Genomic DNA, 16165 nt, shown 5'->3' with positions numbered 1-16165 from the left:
GGTCCATCGGCGATTGAGGGACTTTGATAATGACCATGAGCTGGCCCGACTATTTCATGGGCTTCGCCCGCCATGCGGCGGCCAAGTCCAAGGACCCCTCCACCCAGGTGGGCGCCGTGGCGGTGGGACCGGACGGCGAGATCAGGGCCACCGGCTATAACGGCCTGCCGCGCGGCGTCGAGGACCGGCCCGAGCGCATGGAGCGCCCGGCCAAGTATCTGTGGACCTCCCATGCCGAGGAAAATCTGGTGGCCCATGCCGCCCGCGTGGGCGTCAGCCTCAAGGGCTGCCGGGTCTATGTCACCCATTACCCCTGCTCGCGCTGCGCCCGCTCGCTGATCCAGGCCGGGGTGACGGCGGTGACGGTGGCGGGCGGCACCACCTCCATGCCCGCCGAGGAGTTCGAAACCGCCGCCACCATGTTCAGCGAGGCCGGGGTCGACGTCACCCGCCAGGAGTAACCCCTACCCATCCGCAGCCTGTTCTGGTGGTTTTTCACCCACCCATGTCATTTCGCCGCACTCCCCGCACGGGTGTTCTCCCGCCGGACCGATCCGGGCACAGTGACGCCAACAACAAAGCAGGATCGTTCAAGGGAGACGAGACAGCCATGGACCAGTCCAAGCGCTATGCCCAATTGGGCCTGACCGAGCAAAGCCTGATCCAGGGCGGCGCCCATGTGCTCTGTGCCTATCGCATGAAGCCGAAATCCGGCCATGGCTATCTGGCCACCGCCGCCCATTTCGCCGCCGAATCCTCCACCGGCACCAATGTGGAGGTCTGCACCACCGACGACTTCACCCGCGGCGTCGATGCCCTGGTCTACGAGATCGACGAACAGCGCGAACTGATGAAGATCGCCTTTCCCGTGGATCTGTTCGACCGCAACATCATCGACGGCCGCGCCATGATCGCGTCCTTCCTGACCCTGACCATCGGCAACAACCAGGGCATGAGCGACGTGGACTACGCCAAGATGGTGGATTTCTACGTCCCACCCAAATTCCTCCAGTTGTTCGACGGCCCGGCCGCCAATATCGCCGATATGTGGCGGGTGCTGGGCCGCCCCCAGAGCGACGGCGGCATGGTGGTGGGCACCATCATCAAGCCGAAGCTGGGCCTGCGCCCCAAGCCCTTTGCCGATGCCTGCTATCAGTTCTGGCTGGGCGGTGACTTCATCAAGAACGACGAGCCCCAGGGCAACCAGGTCTTCGCGCCGCTGAAGGAAACCATCCGGCTGGTGGCCGACGCCATGAAGCGCGCCCAGGACGAGACCGGCCAGGCCAAGCTGTTCTCGGCCAACATCACCGCCGACGACCCGGCCGAGATGCTGGCGCGCGGTCACTACATCCTGGAAACCTTCGCCGAGAACGCCAGCCATGTGGCCTTCCTGGTGGACGGCTATGTGGCGGGACCGACGGCGGTGACCACCTGTCGCCGCAACTTCCCCGCCCAGTTCCTGCACTATCACCGCGCCGGGCACGGCGCCGTCACCTCCAAGCAGTCCAAACGCGGCTATACCGTGCTGGTCCATATGAAGATGGCCCGCCTGCTTGGCGCGTCGGGCATCCATACCGGCACCATGGGCTATGGCAAGATGGAAGGCGCCCCCGATGAAAAGGACGTCGCCTATATGCTGGAGCGCGACGTGGCCGATGGCCCCCATTTCCGCCAGGACTGGTGCGGCATGAAGGCCTGCACCCCCATCATCTCGGGGGGCATGAACGCGTTGCGGCTGCCGGGCTTCTTCACCAATCTGGGCCATGCCAATGTGATCCAGACCTCGGGCGGCGGCGCCTTCGGCCACAAGGACGGACCGGTGGCGGGCGCTTTGTCGTTGCGCCAGGCGCATCAGGCCTGGGCCGAGGGGATCGATCTGGTGGACTACGCCAAGGCCCATCCCGAGTTGAAAGCGGCCTTCGAGTCCTTTTCCGGCGATGCCGACGCACTCTATCCGGGCTGGCGCGAGAAACTGCGCATCGCCTGAACCGGGGGACCTTGGGGGGAAGAAAGAATGTCGAGAAAACATCCCATCATTGCCGTCACCGGCTCGTCCGGAGCCGGAACCAGCACGGTCAAGGAAGCCTTCGAGCACATGTTCCGGCGCGAGGGCATCAAGCCCGCCATCGTCGAGGGCGACAGCTTCCACCGCTATGACCGCGCGGGCATGAAGAAGGCCATGGCCGAGGCGGAGAAAAGCGGCTGCCGCACCTTCAGCCATTTCGGCCCCGAGGCCAATCTGTTCGGGGAGTTGGAGGAACTGTTCGCCACCTATGGCGACACCGGACGCGGTCGGCGCAGGCTTTACATCCACAACGAGGAGGAGGCCGCCGCCTATGCCCATCTCGGGCTTGGCGCGGGCCAGTTCACCGACTGGGAGGAAATTCCCGAGGACACCGACTGCCTGTTCTACGAGGGCCTGCACGGCTGCGTCGCCACCAAGGACGCCAATGTGGCCCAGCATGCCGATGTGAAGATCGGGGTGGTGCCGGTGATCAATCTGGAATGGATTCAGAAGATCCACCGCGACACCAGCCAGCGCGGCTATTCCGAGGAAGCGGTGATGGACACCATCCTGCGCCGCATGCACGACTATGTTCACTACATCGTGCCGCAGTTCAAGCTGACCGATATCAACTTCCAGCGGGTGCCCATCGTCGACACCTCGGACCCCATCATCGCCCGCGACATTCCCACCGCCGACGAAAGCCTGGTGGTGATCCGATTCAGGAAACCCGACCGCTTCCGGGTGGATTTCCCCTTTCTGCTGCAGATGCTGAAGGATTCCTGGATGAGCCGCCGCAACACCATCGTGGTGCCCGGCGGCAAGATGGGCTTGGCCATGGAGCTGATCCTGACCCCGATCCTTCGCCGGATCATGGAGGACCGCCGGTCCGTCCTTGGCTGACGGGGGAGTCTCCGCCTGGGCCGGTGGCGCTCCCCTCCCCACCGGCCCGCTTTTTCCTATGCCGCCCCGCGCACCCAGGCATCCAGCCCGCCGGTCGCCGGAATCATCCGTGCCCATTGGGCTGTCTCGTGGCTCCAGACCGGGCGCCGGGCGAAGACCCGCCGCAGGGCATTGTCCAGGCCCTCCTCCTGAGCATCGCTCAAGCCCTGCTCGATCAGCGTCTTGCGCGCCCGCGAGGTCTGGCGTATGCCGTGGGCGTCCCAGGCGGGATCGTCCCAGGCCGCCTCGGGCGCCTGCGCCACCCGATGCCGGGCGAAGGGACCGCCATCGGCGAAATGGTTGGTCTGGACCAGGACCTCGCCCTCTCCCATCTCCACCACATGCCAGGGGCCTTGCCCGTCCCAGGCGGCGCCGAACTCGAAGACGCAGGCCTCGCCCCGTTGGATACCGCAGAGCGAGATGAACACGGGCGCACCGGGCCGCCAGCCCTCGATCACCCGGCGAGCCTCGGCATAGCTGTCTGCGCCGGCTTCCATCAGGCGGCGCACCAGGAAGGTGGGATCGGAATTGAGTGACAGCGATGCCCCGCTCCAGGGCGCGAAATTGATGGACACCGAAAAGCCCGGCTTCACCGCCGTCAACAGCCCCACCATGCCCAGGATGCCAACCGCCCGGAAGGCGACTTCGCCATCGGCGCGCACGCCGTCCAGCACCCGGCTGGCCCGGGCGATGGCCGGGGCCGAAGGCCAGTCCAGGCTGCGAAAATGCACCATGCGGGCTGCGACCTTGTCCCAGGCCATTACCGACGAGCATCCGGCATGAGCCAGGGTGTAAAGCCGCTGCAGCCCCGCCATGTCGGGCCGGGGGGTGTCCAGCAGCCGGGCGAAATGATCGCTTTCCGGCATGAAATGGCCGAAAGGCTTGTAGAGGGCGGCATAGGCCAGCCGGGTGACGACGTTCCACCCCAGCGACCAGGAGGGCTTGCGCCGCACATCGCCCATCACCGCCCGCACCAGGTCGCGCATGGCGTCCATGTCGTCGGCGCGATAGACGTCGCGCCACAGCTCGGCGGGATCGGCCGCCTCGATGAAGACCCGGCGGGTCTCGGCCAGCGACACCACCCGATCCGGTGTCTGGCCGTGGGAGAGAGGGTCAGGCATGCCCCCCTCCTTCCACCAGGGACTTCAAGGCGACATAGTCGGTCTTGCCGGTGCCCAGCAGCGGCAGCTTGCCCACCACCATCACGGTCCGGGGCACCAGCAGTTCCGCCAGCCCCCGCATCTTGAAATGGGCCAGCACCTGGGCACGATCGGCCCCGGCCCGGTCGGTGACCAGCACCAGTTGCTCGCCCTTCCTGTCGTCGGGCACGGCCACCACCGCCACCTGGGAGTCGGGCCACAGCAGGGCGGCCTCGGCCTCCACCTTGCCCAGCGAGACCATCTCGCCCGCGATCTTGGCGAAGCGCTTGATCCGGCCGACAATGCGGACGAACCCCATCTCATCCAGGGTGACCATGTCGCCGGTATCGTACCAGCCATCCTCGGGCGGTTGCAGCACACCGGGCGCCTCGGCCCGCAGATAGCCCTTCATCACATTGGGGCCGCGCACCAGCAGCCTGGCGCCCTCGTCGATGCCGGGGACCGCTTCCAGCCGCGCCTCGATACCGGGCAGCAGCCGGCCCACGGTTCCCGCCTTGTGATGCATGGGCGTGTTGACCGCCAGCACCGGGCCGGTCTCGGTGGCACCGTAGCCTTCCAGGATGCGAATGCCGAACTTGTCCATCCAGACTCTGCGGGTCTCGTCCTTGACCTTCTCGGCCCCGGCGAAGACATAGCGCACCGAATAGAAGTCATAGGGGGCCGCCACCCTTCCATAGCCCGCCAGGAAGGTGTCGGTGCCGAAGACGATGGTCGCGTTGGTGTCGTAGACCAATTCCGGCACGATGCGGTAATGCAGCGGGCTGGGATAGAGGAACACCCTCAGCCCGTTGAGCAGCGGCAGCAGCAGCCCGCCGGTCATGCCGAAGGAATGGAACACCGGCAGGGCGTTGAACACGATATCCTGGGGGCTGAACGCCACCCGCGCCGCCAATTGGGCGCAATTGGCCAGCAGATTGGCATGGCTGAGCACCACGCCCTTGGGGGTGCCTTCCGAGCCCGAGGTGAACAGGATCAGCGCCCGGCTCTCGGGATCGCCCTGGGGCGCGCCGCCGAACCTGGCCTTGGCCAGGGCCGCCAGTCGGGCGAAGGGGCCGATGGCCGGGGCGAGGTCCTCGAGATAGAGCACCCTCACCGCCCCCGCCAGTGCCGTCACCAGACCATCCAGCCGGGCCTGGGCGATGAAGCGGCGCGAGGTCACCACCGTCTCCAGCCCGGCGGCACGGCAGGCGGCCAGCACGGTGTCGGCGCCGGTGGAGAAGTTCAGCATGGCGGGCACCCGGCCCACCGACTGCAGGGCGAAGAACGCCACCGCCACCGCGTTGACATTGGGCAGCAGCAGCCCCACCGCCTCGCCCGGGCGGGACTGCCCGGCCAGGACGCGGCCCAGGGCGTGGCTGGCGGCGATCAGCCTTGTATAGGTCAGGGGCTTACGGCTGACATCGTCCAGCACCACCCCATCGCCGCCGTGATGCCGCCTGGCCTGCACCAGCGCCTGGAACAGGGTGTGGTGACGGTCCGAGGTCTCGAACATCATGCCCGACATCACGTCATAGAGAGCGGCACCGATATACTGGCGCCGGGCACGGCCCTTGATCCGCTCGGGGACCTCGAAGCGGCGGGGCGCCAGGATGGTGATGGTGATGCGAGGGAACCAGTGACGCCGGACCTTGCCCTTCAGCCGCGAGAACAGGGTGAACTGGGCACCGTCGATGCGCACCGGCACCACCGGAGCATCGGACTTGTCGGCGATCATGCCGGGACCTTCGTAAATCTTCATCAACGCACCGGTGACGGTGATGCGTCCCTCGGGAAAGATCACCATGCGCCGCCCGCCCTGCACCGCGTGGATCAGGGTCTTGGTGGACATGGGATTGGTGGGGTCGATGGCGGTGGCGTCCACCACCGACAGGAAGGGACGCACCCACCACAGCCGGGCGACGAAAGTGTTGATGGCGAAACTGGGCCGCCCGGGCAGGAAGGCGGCCATCAGCACCGCGTCCAGGAACGAGACGTGGTTGACCACGATCACCGCCTTGTCGCCCGCCGCCGCCAGATGCTCCAGCCCCTCGACCCGGACGCCATAGGCCCGGCGCAGAACCCAGGCGAACAGACCCTTCAGGAAGGCATCGGGCAGCAGGCCGCAGATATAGACCGCCACCACCAGATTGGCCCCGGCCTGGACCAGGAACACTTGTGGCACCGAGAAGCCAAGCCCCAGCATCAGAGCACCCGCCGCCGCCGAGATCACCATGAAGGCGGCGTTCATGATGTTGTTGGCGGCGATGGCCCGCGCCCGGCTGCCCTCGTCGGCGCGGCTTTGCAAGATGGTGTAGAGCGGCACGATATAGAGGCCGCCGCAGATGGCGATGGCCAGCAGGTCGCCCAGCACCCGCCAGTTGGCGGCCAGGGACAGGAACTCGGCCACCCCGGCCAGGGCGGCGCCCGGCATCGCGGGGACCGCGCTCGCGAAATAGAGGTCGAACGAGAACAAGGTCATGCCCAGGGCGGCGAAAGGCACCGGCCGGGCGGAAATCTCGCCCTTGAGCAGGCGGCCGCACAGCACAGAACCGATGCCGATGCCCACCGAGAACACCGTCAGCAGCAAGGTCACCACATGCTGATCCGCCACCAGCACATCCTTGGCGAAGGCGGGAAACTGGGCCAGGAAGGTGGCGCCCATCAGCCAGAACCACGAGATGCCCAGCACCGACAGGAACAGGTCGCGACGCCCCCGGATCAGGCGCAGCACCGCCAGGGTTTCGGCCATGATATTGGCCGAGACCCTGACCGAGGCATTGCCGGGATGGGCGATGGGCAGGAACAGGCTGGCGACGTAACCGGCGGCAGCCAGGGCCAGCATCAGGACGGAGACCAGCATGACGCCGCCCTCGGCCAGGATCAGCAGCCCCCCGGCGATGGTCCCCACCAGGATGGCGATGAAGGTGCCGCCCTCGATCAGGGCATTGCCGCCCACCAGTTCGGTCTCGGCCAGATGTTCGGGCAGCACCGCGTATTTCAATGGCCCGAAGAAGGTGGCCTGGACCCCGAAGCCGAACAGCACCACCAGCATGGCGGTGACGCTGCCGGTGAACAGGGACCAGACACCCAGGGCCGCCACCGCGACCTCGGCCAGCTTGACCCGCTTGATCAGGCCGCTTTTCTCGAAGCGGTCCGACATCTGTCCCGCCGTGGCCGACAGCAGGAAGAAGGGCAGGATGAACAGCCCGGCGGCCAGGGTCACCAGGATTTGCGGCGGAAGCGCCAGCCCTTCCCCCAGACGGTAGACAATGAGAATGACCAGGGCATTCTTGAACAGGTTGTCATTGGCCGCCCCCAGGAACTGGGCCGCGAACAGCGGCAGGAAACGACGGCAACGCAGCAGGTGGAAAGACCCGTCAGACATGGGCGTTACTCCCCAGCGCCGCCAAGCAGGCGGCGGTGATATCCTCGGCGTATTGGGAAAACGGCAGGCTCAGGCGTCCGTAAGCCAGGCCAAAGGCCGGTTGCAGCACCAGCCCCAGCACCATGGCCGCCGCCAGCCCCACCGGACGTCGGGGAATTTCACCCCGCTCCATGGCCAGGGCGATGACGCCGTGGACCAGTTCCACCGGGTTGTCGGCATCATTGGCGACCCGAGGCAGCGCCTGGTGCTGGACCAACATCAGGAAGCGGAACAAGACCGGCTCGGCGTCGAAGAAGCGGCAGAACTCGGCGATGATGGCCGCCAGCTTGCCGCCGAACCCGGCCTGTCCGGACTGGGCGACATCCAGGCGGCGGGCGAAGGCGCGGTAATGGGTCGAGAACAGATCCCAGACCAGATCATTCATGGAGGCGTAGTGGCGGTAAAGCGTGCCCTCGGCGATGCCCGCCCCCTTGGCCAGATCGCGCACCGTCGTTTCCGCCACCCCCTTTTCCACGAATAGCCGCAAGGCGGTTTCGTGAATTCTTCGCCGGGTTTCGCTTCCGTCCCTCATGACCAACCCCAATGTGAGCGTTTGTTCACTCACATTGGGCCTCGGCGGCGGCGGAGTCAATGGCCTTGGCGAATCATCTTTTGAAACAAGCCCCCCGGACTCCACTAATACTAATGGAGTGGTTGGATAGGAACCGGACCCTGCGTCACAAACTGCGCCTTCACCTTGTGCGTCAAATTCAGTATAGAAAATTCTGTTCAAAGGCTTGATTATCGCAGCAACCTATCAATCTGCATTCATTTAGCAGCCGAAAAATTTCGGAGCAAATCGTGACGAAACTTGACGAATTGAAGGATGACGCGAAGCATGGCGGCGATAACCGCCGCGCAGCCTTGTACATCTCTATTCTTGCCGTTCTGCTGGCCGTGACCAATCTGGGTGGCGGCAATGCCACCAAGGAATTTATGGCAAACTATATAGCCGTTTCGGATACGTATAATTTTTACCAGGCCAAGACCCTGCGCCAAACCTCCTACCAGCTCGCGGCAGACAGCCTGAAGCTCCAGCTTGCAACCCAGCCCGACATGCCCGAACCAGCCCGGACAGCGATCCAGGCCAATATCGACAAGTATCAGGCCGCCATCAAGAAATACGACAGCGACCCGGAAAAGGGCGAAGGCAAGAAGGAATTGCTGGAAAAGGCCAAGATCTACGAACAGCTTCGGGACACCGCCGCCCGGAAGGACCCCTATTTCGATCGCGCCGTCGCCCTGCTGGAAATCGCCATCGTCACCGCCTCGGTGGCCACCATGGTCGAAGTGCCCGCCATCATGGCGGTGAGCGTCATCCTGGCGATCATCGGCTCGATTCTGACATTCAACGGCTACACCTTGATGTTCTCCTTTCCGTTTTTCTGACCCAGCCGTCCGGCCTGGCGGGGGCTAGGTAGGCTTTGGGGAGCTCGGACAGATGATTTTTGACCTGAAGGATTGGACACCTCCCCAGGCGTTGCTGGAAAGCTTCGCCTCGGGCAAGGGCGTGTCCGAGGCCCTGGCGGTCACCCAAAAGTCCATTGCCGCCCACTTCGCCAAGCTGGGTGTCCCCGCCGACAAGGCTGCCGATGCGGCCAAGTCCTTCACCCAGGGCCTGTCCAAGTCCCTGGGCGAGGGCGTGCCCCCTGGCCAGGCCATCGCCGTGGTCAAGAGCGAGACCAAGGTCAGCACCGAGGCCGAAGCAACGGAAGGCGCCAACGCCAATGCCCTGGTCCAGGCCCTGGCCAAGGGCGACAATGTCCAGGCCGCCCTGGCCAATGTGGTGGGCAAGGGCGCCGTGACCAAGCAGCATGTCGATGCTTTCATCAATACCTTGCAGAACGCCATCGCCAAGGGCGTCGACATGGCCACCGCCCTCAAGCAGGCCGAGGCCGGAGTCAAGGCGGTGGATACCGCCAAGGGCGCCCAGGCCCCCACCACCGCCGCCGCCGGGCTGATGAGTTCGCTGGCGGGCGGCACCGACTCCGCCAATGCCTTGAAGACGGCCACCGCCGGGATGCCGCCGGATCAGGCCAGCGCCTTCCTGAAGACCTTCCAGGCCGCCGCCGCCTCGGGGGCCGACACCAATACCGCCCTCAAGGCCGCCGGACAGGCCGCCGCCGCCCAGGCCGATATCGCCAATGCCCAGACGGTACCCATGTCCGCCGCCGACCAGATCATCGCCGCCCTGGCCAATGGCGGCGCGGCGGGGCTGCAGAATGGCGCCGGTCTCCAGGCCATGCTGAATTCCCTGGCCAGGGGCGGCAGTTCCGGCGATGCCGCCAAGGCCGCCACCCAGGCCACCGAAGCCCAATCGCGGCAGACCGAGGCCCAGTCCGTGCCGGTGTCGCCGGGTCAGGCGCTGATGAACGCCCTGGCCACCGGCAAGGATACCGGCACCGCCCTGGCGGGGGGGGCCGAATTCGCCAATGCCCTGACCCAGGCCCTGGCCAAGGGATCGGACATCGCCTCCGCCACCCAGACCGCCCAGCGAGCCTCGGACGCCGCCCAGACCCAGACGGCCTCCGCCTCTGTGCCCTTGTCGCCCGCCGCCCAGTTGGGCGCCGCCCTGGCCAGCGGCCAGAACGCCCAGGGGGCCATCAACTCCATGGCGGGAAATTTCGGCGGTGATTCCGCCGCTTTCGTCGCCAACCTCTCCTCGGCCCTAGCCAAGGGCGGCGATTTCGGCGCTGCTGCCCAACAGGCAGGAAGCGCCGCCCAGTCGTCGCAACAGCAGACCAGCCAGGCCAGCCAGGGCGTGACCTCCGATCCCACCCTGATGGCCATGGCCAGCGGCCAGGGGGTGCAGTCGCTGTCTTCCTTCGGTCCCTCCACCAGCCCAAGCGAGGCCATCGCCCCGGTCGGGCAGTCGGCGCCCCAGTTGTTCACCTCCTCGGCTCCCAGCCTGACGCCGCCCGCTCCGACGCCGGGGGGGGCCACCGGCCCGGGGACCAGCGGCAGCGGCTCGACCAATCTGTCGCCGGGCGAGACCGTGGCCATCACCTTCACGCCGCCGCCGCCGCAGATCCTCGGCACGTCGAGCAACACCAGCAATAACACCAACAACACCCAGGATACCGGCCCGGTCAACACGCCGCCCACCACGCCGCTTCCCAATCAGGCGCCGTCCCTGTCCGTCCCCGGCACCGTGGCCGCCTATACCGAGAACGGCGCACCGCTGAGCTTGCAGCCGCTGCTGCGCGTCACCGATAGCGATGACGGAGCCTTGTCCCTGGTCCAGGTGAAGTTCACCGGATGGCTTCCCACCGAGGACGAGATCACCTACACCCTGCCCACCGGCATGACCGCGACCATGAACTCGGCTACCGGGCTTCTTGAATTTTCCGGTGGAGCCTCGCTCATTGCCTATCAGGATGTGTTGCGCAGCCTCGCCTATCGCAATCTCAGCGACGACCCCCATACCACCGTTCGCAAGGCCCTGATCACCGTCAGCGACGGCGAGGCCTCGGCCAGCGCCGAATTCGACATCACCGTGGCGGCGGTGAACGACGCCCCGGTCAATTCCGTCTCCTCCGGCCGGACGGTGGACGAGGACAATGATCTGGTGCTGAGCGGCGCCACCAAGCTGTCCATTTCCGATCTGGACGACCAGGGCCAGACCATGAAGGTCAGCCTGGGTGTCGGTCACGGCGTCGTCAGCCTGGGCCAGACCACCGGTCTCACCTTCACGGCGGGCGACGGCACCAATGATGCCGCCATGAGTTTCAGCGGCACCAAGACGGCGCTGAACGCCGCCCTGGCGTCCATCACCTATCGCAATACCCTGAACTACAACGGCACCGACACCCTGACCATCACCACCCTGGACGGCAATGGCGACGGCCATTCCGGCAGCGGCGGCGAGAAGCAGGACCAGGACAGCGTCGCCATCACCATCAATCCGGTGAACGATGCTCCCGTCCTGACCGCCGCCGCGCCGTCCCTGGAATCCCTGACCTATTCCCAGACCGACACGCCGGGTCAGCGTGTTTCCACCATCTTCCAGTCCAGCATCAGCGAGGTGGATGCCACCCCGTCGCAAGGCATCGCCATCACCGGAACCTCGGTGCCCAATTCCTACGGTACCTGGCAATACATGATCTACGATGCGGCAACCCCGACCTGGGCCAATTTTCCGGCCATCGGCGCCAACTCGGCCCTGCTGCTGCGCCCCGACGATTATGTCCGCTTCGTGCCCGATGGCAGCCACACCCTGGCCAGCGGCAACCCCGCCACCTTCACCTATCGGGCCTGGGACCAAACCTCGGGCTCGGTGGGCTATGCCGCCAACAACATGTCGGCCACGGGCGGCATCACCGCCTTCTCCACCGCCACCGACACCGCCAAGATCGTCATCACCCAGCCCGACCCGCCCATCGTTGTTTACTCGGGCATCGGCAGCAATGCCCTGCCCTATGATCCCGGCAGCAAGTCGGTGCTGACCGGCCTGTCGGGAACCCTGTCCCCCTATGGTTCGGCCGACGACACTTACTGGGCCTTGAACATCGCCTCGGCCTTCGCCAATGGCCTGAAGCTGGGCAGCACCACCTATACCAACCTGTTCGCCGGGTCCAACGGCTACATCACCTTCGGCACCGGCTCGTCATCCTATTCGCCGCGTGGCATCGCCGGATCGACCCTGCCCATGGTGGCGGGCATGTACAACGACATCGATACCCGCAAGGGCGGCAGCATCACCACGGCCGTCAACGCCACCGATGGCATCGTGGTGACCTATTCCAACGTCCACGCCTACAACATCTTCGTCTCCAGCGCCGACACCTTCCAGATCCAGCTGAAGCCCCTCTCCGGCATCGCGGGCTATGCTGCCACCGACTTCCAGATCATCCTGCGCTACCAAAGCATCAACTGGAGCCAGGGCGCCACCGGCGGCTGGACGGCGGGGGTTCCCGCCACCAAGAACTACGGCGAGGTAGTGGGATCCGGCACCTCGTCCATGACCAATCTGGAAAACACCAGCAATGTGGGAATCAATGGCGTCTACAGCTGGGTGGTGAAGGACGGCACGGTCCTCAATCCCATTCCCAACATGAACGAGACCGACAAGGCGGTGGGCGGGACCGTGGTGGCGGCGCTGAGCACGGCGCGGGCGGCGACGGGAGCCACCACCACCTATTCCCTGGTAAGCAATCCCGGCGGCATGTTCGCCATTTCCGGCACCAATCTGGTGCTGGTGGCCGGGGCCGATATCGACTTCGCCACCAATGCTAGCCATTCCTACGACGTGCAGGTCAAGGCCACGGTCAACGGTGTCGACACCGACCCCACCACCATCAGCGTGACGGTCAACCAGTCCGGCAACACCACCCTGGCCTTCACCGGCGCCGCCGGAACCGCCTATACCGAGGACACCCCCATGGCGCTGGTGTCCAGCGTCGCCATCAGCAATCCCAAGGTCCATTCCTATGGCGGCGGCGATCTGATGGTCACCTTCGACAGCTATGCCACCACCGACCGCCTCAGCGTCGCCGAAACCGGCGGCATCACCGTGGCGGGCGGCACCATCCGCTATAACGGCACCACCATCGGCACGGTGGACGCCAATACCCTGAACGGCCAGGGCACCGGCCTCAAGATCGCCCTGGCCACGGCGGCCAACCGGGTCTCGGTGGAGGCCCTGGTCTCGGCGCTGCGCTACACCACCGCCAGCGATACTCCCACCGGCGACCTCAACCGGGCGGTGACGGTCACCCTCAACGACGGCGCCGGGCCGACCCCCAGCATCACCGGCACCTTCACCATCACCGCCACCAACGACGCCCCCACCATCGCGCTGAGCGCCGCCTCCACCCTGGCCGAGGACGGTGTTCTGAGCATCACCGGCACGGTGGGAGACGTTGACGCGCAGGCCAATGACCTGATCAAGGTCACCCTGTCCTCCACCAATGGCGCCGTCACCCTGGCCTCGACCACCGGTCTGAGCTTCACCACCGGCGACGGCACCAGCGATTCCAGCATGGTCTTCACCGGGACCCTCGCCAATCTGACCACCGCCCTGGCGACGCTGAATTACAGCCCCACCGCCAATTATTCCGGCACGGGCAGCGTCAGCGTCACTGTGGACGACCAGGGCAATTCGGGAACCGGCGGCGCCAAGACCGCCACCGCCACCCATTCCCTGACCATTACTTCGGTCAACGACGCCCCGGTGCTGAACACAAGCTACAGCCCGACCCTGTCTTCCATCGACAAGATCGCGACCACCAATCCAGGCAAGCTGATCTCGGACATCATACCGAACGGCTCCATCACCGATGTGGACGTGACCAGCGGTTCGGTCCCGAAAAGCATCGCCGTCACCGGTGTCGATAACAGCCTGGGCCAGTGGCAATATTCCATCAATGGCGGCACCAGTTGGACCAATCTGCTGAGCGCCTCCTTCAACGGCTCCAACGGCTTGCTGCTGACCGCGACCGACCGCCTGCGTTTCGTGCCCGATGGCGCCACCACCGGCAACGCCACCTTCACCTACAAGGCCTGGGACCAGACCAGCGGCAACGCGCATGACTGGGTCAGTCTGACCGGCACCGCCTTCAGCACAGCGACCGAGACGGCTTCCATCAGCATCAGTTCGAACACCCTGGTATCCGATGCCTTCAACGCCGATCTCGGCAGTTGGTGGCTGGGCGGTTCCGCCAGCATCGGCGGCGGCGTCTTGCACCTGAACGTCAATGCGACGGACCAGAAGGGCAGCGCCATCTTCAAGTCCGGCCTGTCCACCGCCCAGGGCTTCAAGGTGACCTTCGACTACTGGGTCGGAGGCGGCACCAACGTCAACCATCCCCGCACCGCCGATGGTTTCGCCCTGGTCATGCTGAACGGCACCGCATCCGGCCCCACATTGGGCGGTGGTGGTCCGCTGCTGGGCTTCGCCGGCATGCTTTCGTCTGACGTCCACAGCATGTCCAACCTGCTGATGGGGGTCGGCTTCGACGAATACGGCAACTTCACCAATTCCAACGCGGGCCTCAGCTGGGGCGGCCCCTTCACCGAGACCACCCCGAATATCGTCGCCATGCGGGTCGGTAACGCCGTCACCGGCAACGACCATACTCCCTATGTGAGCGGCTCGGCGGTCAATGTCGCAGGCTGGAATGTCGGGCTGGTCGGAAGTCGCAAGGTCGAGTTCACCATGAACGCCAACAAGACCTTCAATCTGAAGATGAGCTTCGATGGCGGCGGGACCTGGCTGGATCTGTGGAGCAACTTCCAGTACACGCAGCTAGCCGACGCCATCGGCGACACCGTGTCGCTGGGCTTCTCCGGCGCCACCGGCGGCGCCACCAACAACCACGAGATCGACAACGTGGTGGTGACGGTACTGAACCCCGTCACCACCACCGACCTGTCGGCGAGCATCAGCGGCCCAGCCACCGCCAATCTGGGAGATGCCCTGACGCTGACCGCGACGGTGACCAACAGTGGCTCGGTCACCGATCCCAGTGCCCATTTCGTCTATACGGCCCCCAACGGCTTTACCGTGAACAATTGGAGCTACACCACCAATGGCGGCGGCTCGGGGAGCGGTACCGGCGGCATCGACACCACGCTGAAACTGTCCCCCAATGAGGTCGCCACCTTCAGCATCAACGGCACGGCCTCGGCGTCGTGGTCCAGCCTGGCGCAAACCGCCAGCGTCACCGCCAGCATCGGCGACAGCAACACCGCCAACAACACGGCGACCGCCTCGACCACGCTCAACCTGCCGATCAACCTGCCCAACCAATACTCGACCCATTTCAGCGGGGTGAGTGGCCTGAGCTTCAACAACGGGGCGACCGGACTTTCAAGCATGGCCGCCAACTACACGGTGGAAACCTGGGTCAAGATCACCGGCAGCACCGCCAATTGGGTTGGTCTGGTCAATTTCATGGATCAGCCGGGGGGCAATGGCCTGAAAGTACTGGTGGGGCCATCGGGCCAGGTCCGCCTCGACACCACCGGCGGCGGCGGCCATGCATCTTTGGACAGCTCCATCAGCGTGGCCGATGGCAAATGGCATTTCATCGCCGCCACCTACGACAATAACCAGATGACCATGTATATCGACGGCGTCGCCGATACCTCGGCCACGCCCGGTGCCGGCAAGTTCAACCTGCCGACCAGCAACCTGATCCTTGGCAATGACACCGACCCCAGCTACACCGGACAGCGCTTCCTGAATGGCGACCTGGCCGGTGTGAACGTCTGGAACACCGCACGCAGTTCCCAGGAGATCCAGGCCGACATGACCCACAAGACCCTGGGCACCGAAAGCGGATTGCTGGCCTCGTTCCATCTCGACGAGACCTCCAACAGTCTCGCGGACGCCACCGGGAAGAACGGCAGCGCCGGCCGGTCGAGCGGGATAACCGCCAATGACTGGGATGACTTCTCCGTCGCCCACGGCAGCAGCTACAAATCCATGGTCCTGGGGACCACCTCGACCAATGATTCGCTGAGCTACGCCCTCCATAACGATGGTGTGCACCCCAATGGCGGCGCCCAATATGGAAGCGTCTCGCTGAGCGGCGAAACCTTTACCTATACGGCGGGCGGCACCGCCCATTCCGACAGTTTCGTGATTGATATCAGCGATCAGCACGGACATACCACCGCGCATACCATCCACGTCACCGTCACCTAGGGGCC

The 16165-nt window shown here is 65.3% G+C and carries 8 protein-coding genes; 5 read left to right on the top strand and 3 right to left on the bottom strand.

Annotation, left to right across the window (positions count from 1 at the left end; all coding sequences use genetic code 11):
* Positions 1 to 35 precede the first annotated feature (35 nt).
* The 3 genes from A6A04_RS00185 (at position 36) to A6A04_RS00175 (ending at position 2908) form a co-directional block, all read left to right on the top strand.
* Positions 36 to 461 (top strand): deoxycytidylate deaminase, encoded by a 426-nt coding sequence (locus A6A04_RS00185; protein WP_245651027.1) that lies wholly within the window; start codon positions 36 to 38, stop codon positions 459 to 461.
* A 149-nt stretch (positions 462 to 610) separates the two neighbouring features.
* Positions 611 to 1987, top strand: coding sequence for a ribulose-bisphosphate carboxylase (locus A6A04_RS00180; RefSeq protein ID WP_068489216.1), 1377 nt, complete (start codon positions 611 to 613; stop codon positions 1985 to 1987).
* Between the two features lie 27 nt (positions 1988 to 2014).
* Entirely contained in the window at positions 2015 to 2908 is an 894-nt protein-coding gene (locus A6A04_RS00175; RefSeq protein ID WP_068489214.1) for a phosphoribulokinase, read from the top strand.
* A 56-nt stretch (positions 2909 to 2964) separates the two neighbouring features.
* On the opposite strand, the gene A6A04_RS00170 is transcribed toward A6A04_RS00175, so the two are convergent.
* From A6A04_RS00170 to A6A04_RS00160, 3 genes are read right to left on the bottom strand one after another with little or no spacing between them, the layout of a single operon-like run.
* On the bottom strand, positions 2965 to 4068 hold the full coding sequence (locus A6A04_RS00170) for an Ntn hydrolase family protein (protein WP_068489212.1): 1104 nt from the start codon (positions 4066 to 4068) through the stop codon (positions 2965 to 2967).
* Positions 4061 to 7471: an acyl-[ACP]--phospholipid O-acyltransferase gene (locus tag A6A04_RS00165; RefSeq protein WP_068489210.1), complete on the bottom strand. Its 3411-nt coding sequence runs from the start codon at positions 7469 to 7471 to the stop codon at positions 4061 to 4063. Before A6A04_RS00165 ends, A6A04_RS00170 begins: the two co-directional genes overlap by 8 nt.
* Entirely contained in the window at positions 7464 to 8042 is a 579-nt protein-coding gene (locus tag A6A04_RS00160; RefSeq protein WP_068489208.1) for a TetR/AcrR family transcriptional regulator, read from the bottom strand. The genes A6A04_RS00165 and A6A04_RS00160 overlap by 8 nt, the downstream gene beginning before the upstream one ends.
* Before the next feature lie 269 nt (positions 8043 to 8311).
* Here A6A04_RS00160 and A6A04_RS00155 point away from each other — a divergent pair, with 269 nt between their 5' ends.
* Together A6A04_RS00155 and A6A04_RS00150 are read left to right on the top strand one after the other, a co-directional pair.
* Positions 8312 to 8899 carry a DUF4337 domain-containing protein gene (locus A6A04_RS00155; RefSeq protein ID WP_172822704.1) on the top strand — a complete coding sequence of 196 codons (588 nt, stop codon included), beginning with the start codon at positions 8312 to 8314 and terminating at the stop codon, positions 8897 to 8899.
* Between the two features lie 52 nt (positions 8900 to 8951).
* Positions 8952 to 16160 (top strand): LamG-like jellyroll fold domain-containing protein, encoded by a 7209-nt coding sequence (locus A6A04_RS00150; protein WP_068489205.1) that lies wholly within the window; start codon positions 8952 to 8954, stop codon positions 16158 to 16160.
* Positions 16161 to 16165 lie beyond the last annotated feature (5 nt).

The sequence above is a fragment of the Paramagnetospirillum marisnigri genome, assembly GCF_001650715.1.
Lineage (GTDB): Bacteria > Pseudomonadota > Alphaproteobacteria > Rhodospirillales > Magnetospirillaceae > Phaeospirillum > Phaeospirillum marisnigri.
Note: the sequence above shows the minus strand (reverse complement) of the source record. Positions and strands in the feature narration are given on the sequence as shown.

Excerpts from the sequence above, each read along its gene's own strand:
- A6A04_RS00185 (WP_245651027.1), top strand. The coding sequence starts at position 36 with ATGAGCTGGCCCGACTATTTCATGGGCTTCGCCCGCCATGCGGCGGCC.
- A6A04_RS00180 (WP_068489216.1), top strand. The coding sequence starts at position 611 with ATGGACCAGTCCAAGCGCTATGCCCAATTGGGCCTGACCGAGCAAAGC.
- A6A04_RS00175 (WP_068489214.1), top strand. The coding sequence starts at position 2,015 with ATGTCGAGAAAACATCCCATCATTGCCGTCACCGGCTCGTCCGGAGCC.
- A6A04_RS00170 (WP_068489212.1), bottom strand. The coding sequence starts at position 4,068 with ATGCCTGACCCTCTCTCCCACGGCCAGACACCGGATCGGGTGGTGTCG.
- A6A04_RS00165 (WP_068489210.1), bottom strand. The coding sequence starts at position 7,471 with ATGTCTGACGGGTCTTTCCACCTGCTGCGTTGCCGTCGTTTCCTGCCG.
- A6A04_RS00160 (WP_068489208.1), bottom strand. The coding sequence starts at position 8,042 with ATGAGGGACGGAAGCGAAACCCGGCGAAGAATTCACGAAACCGCCTTG.
- A6A04_RS00150 (WP_068489205.1), top strand. The coding sequence starts at position 8,952 with ATGATTTTTGACCTGAAGGATTGGACACCTCCCCAGGCGTTGCTGGAA.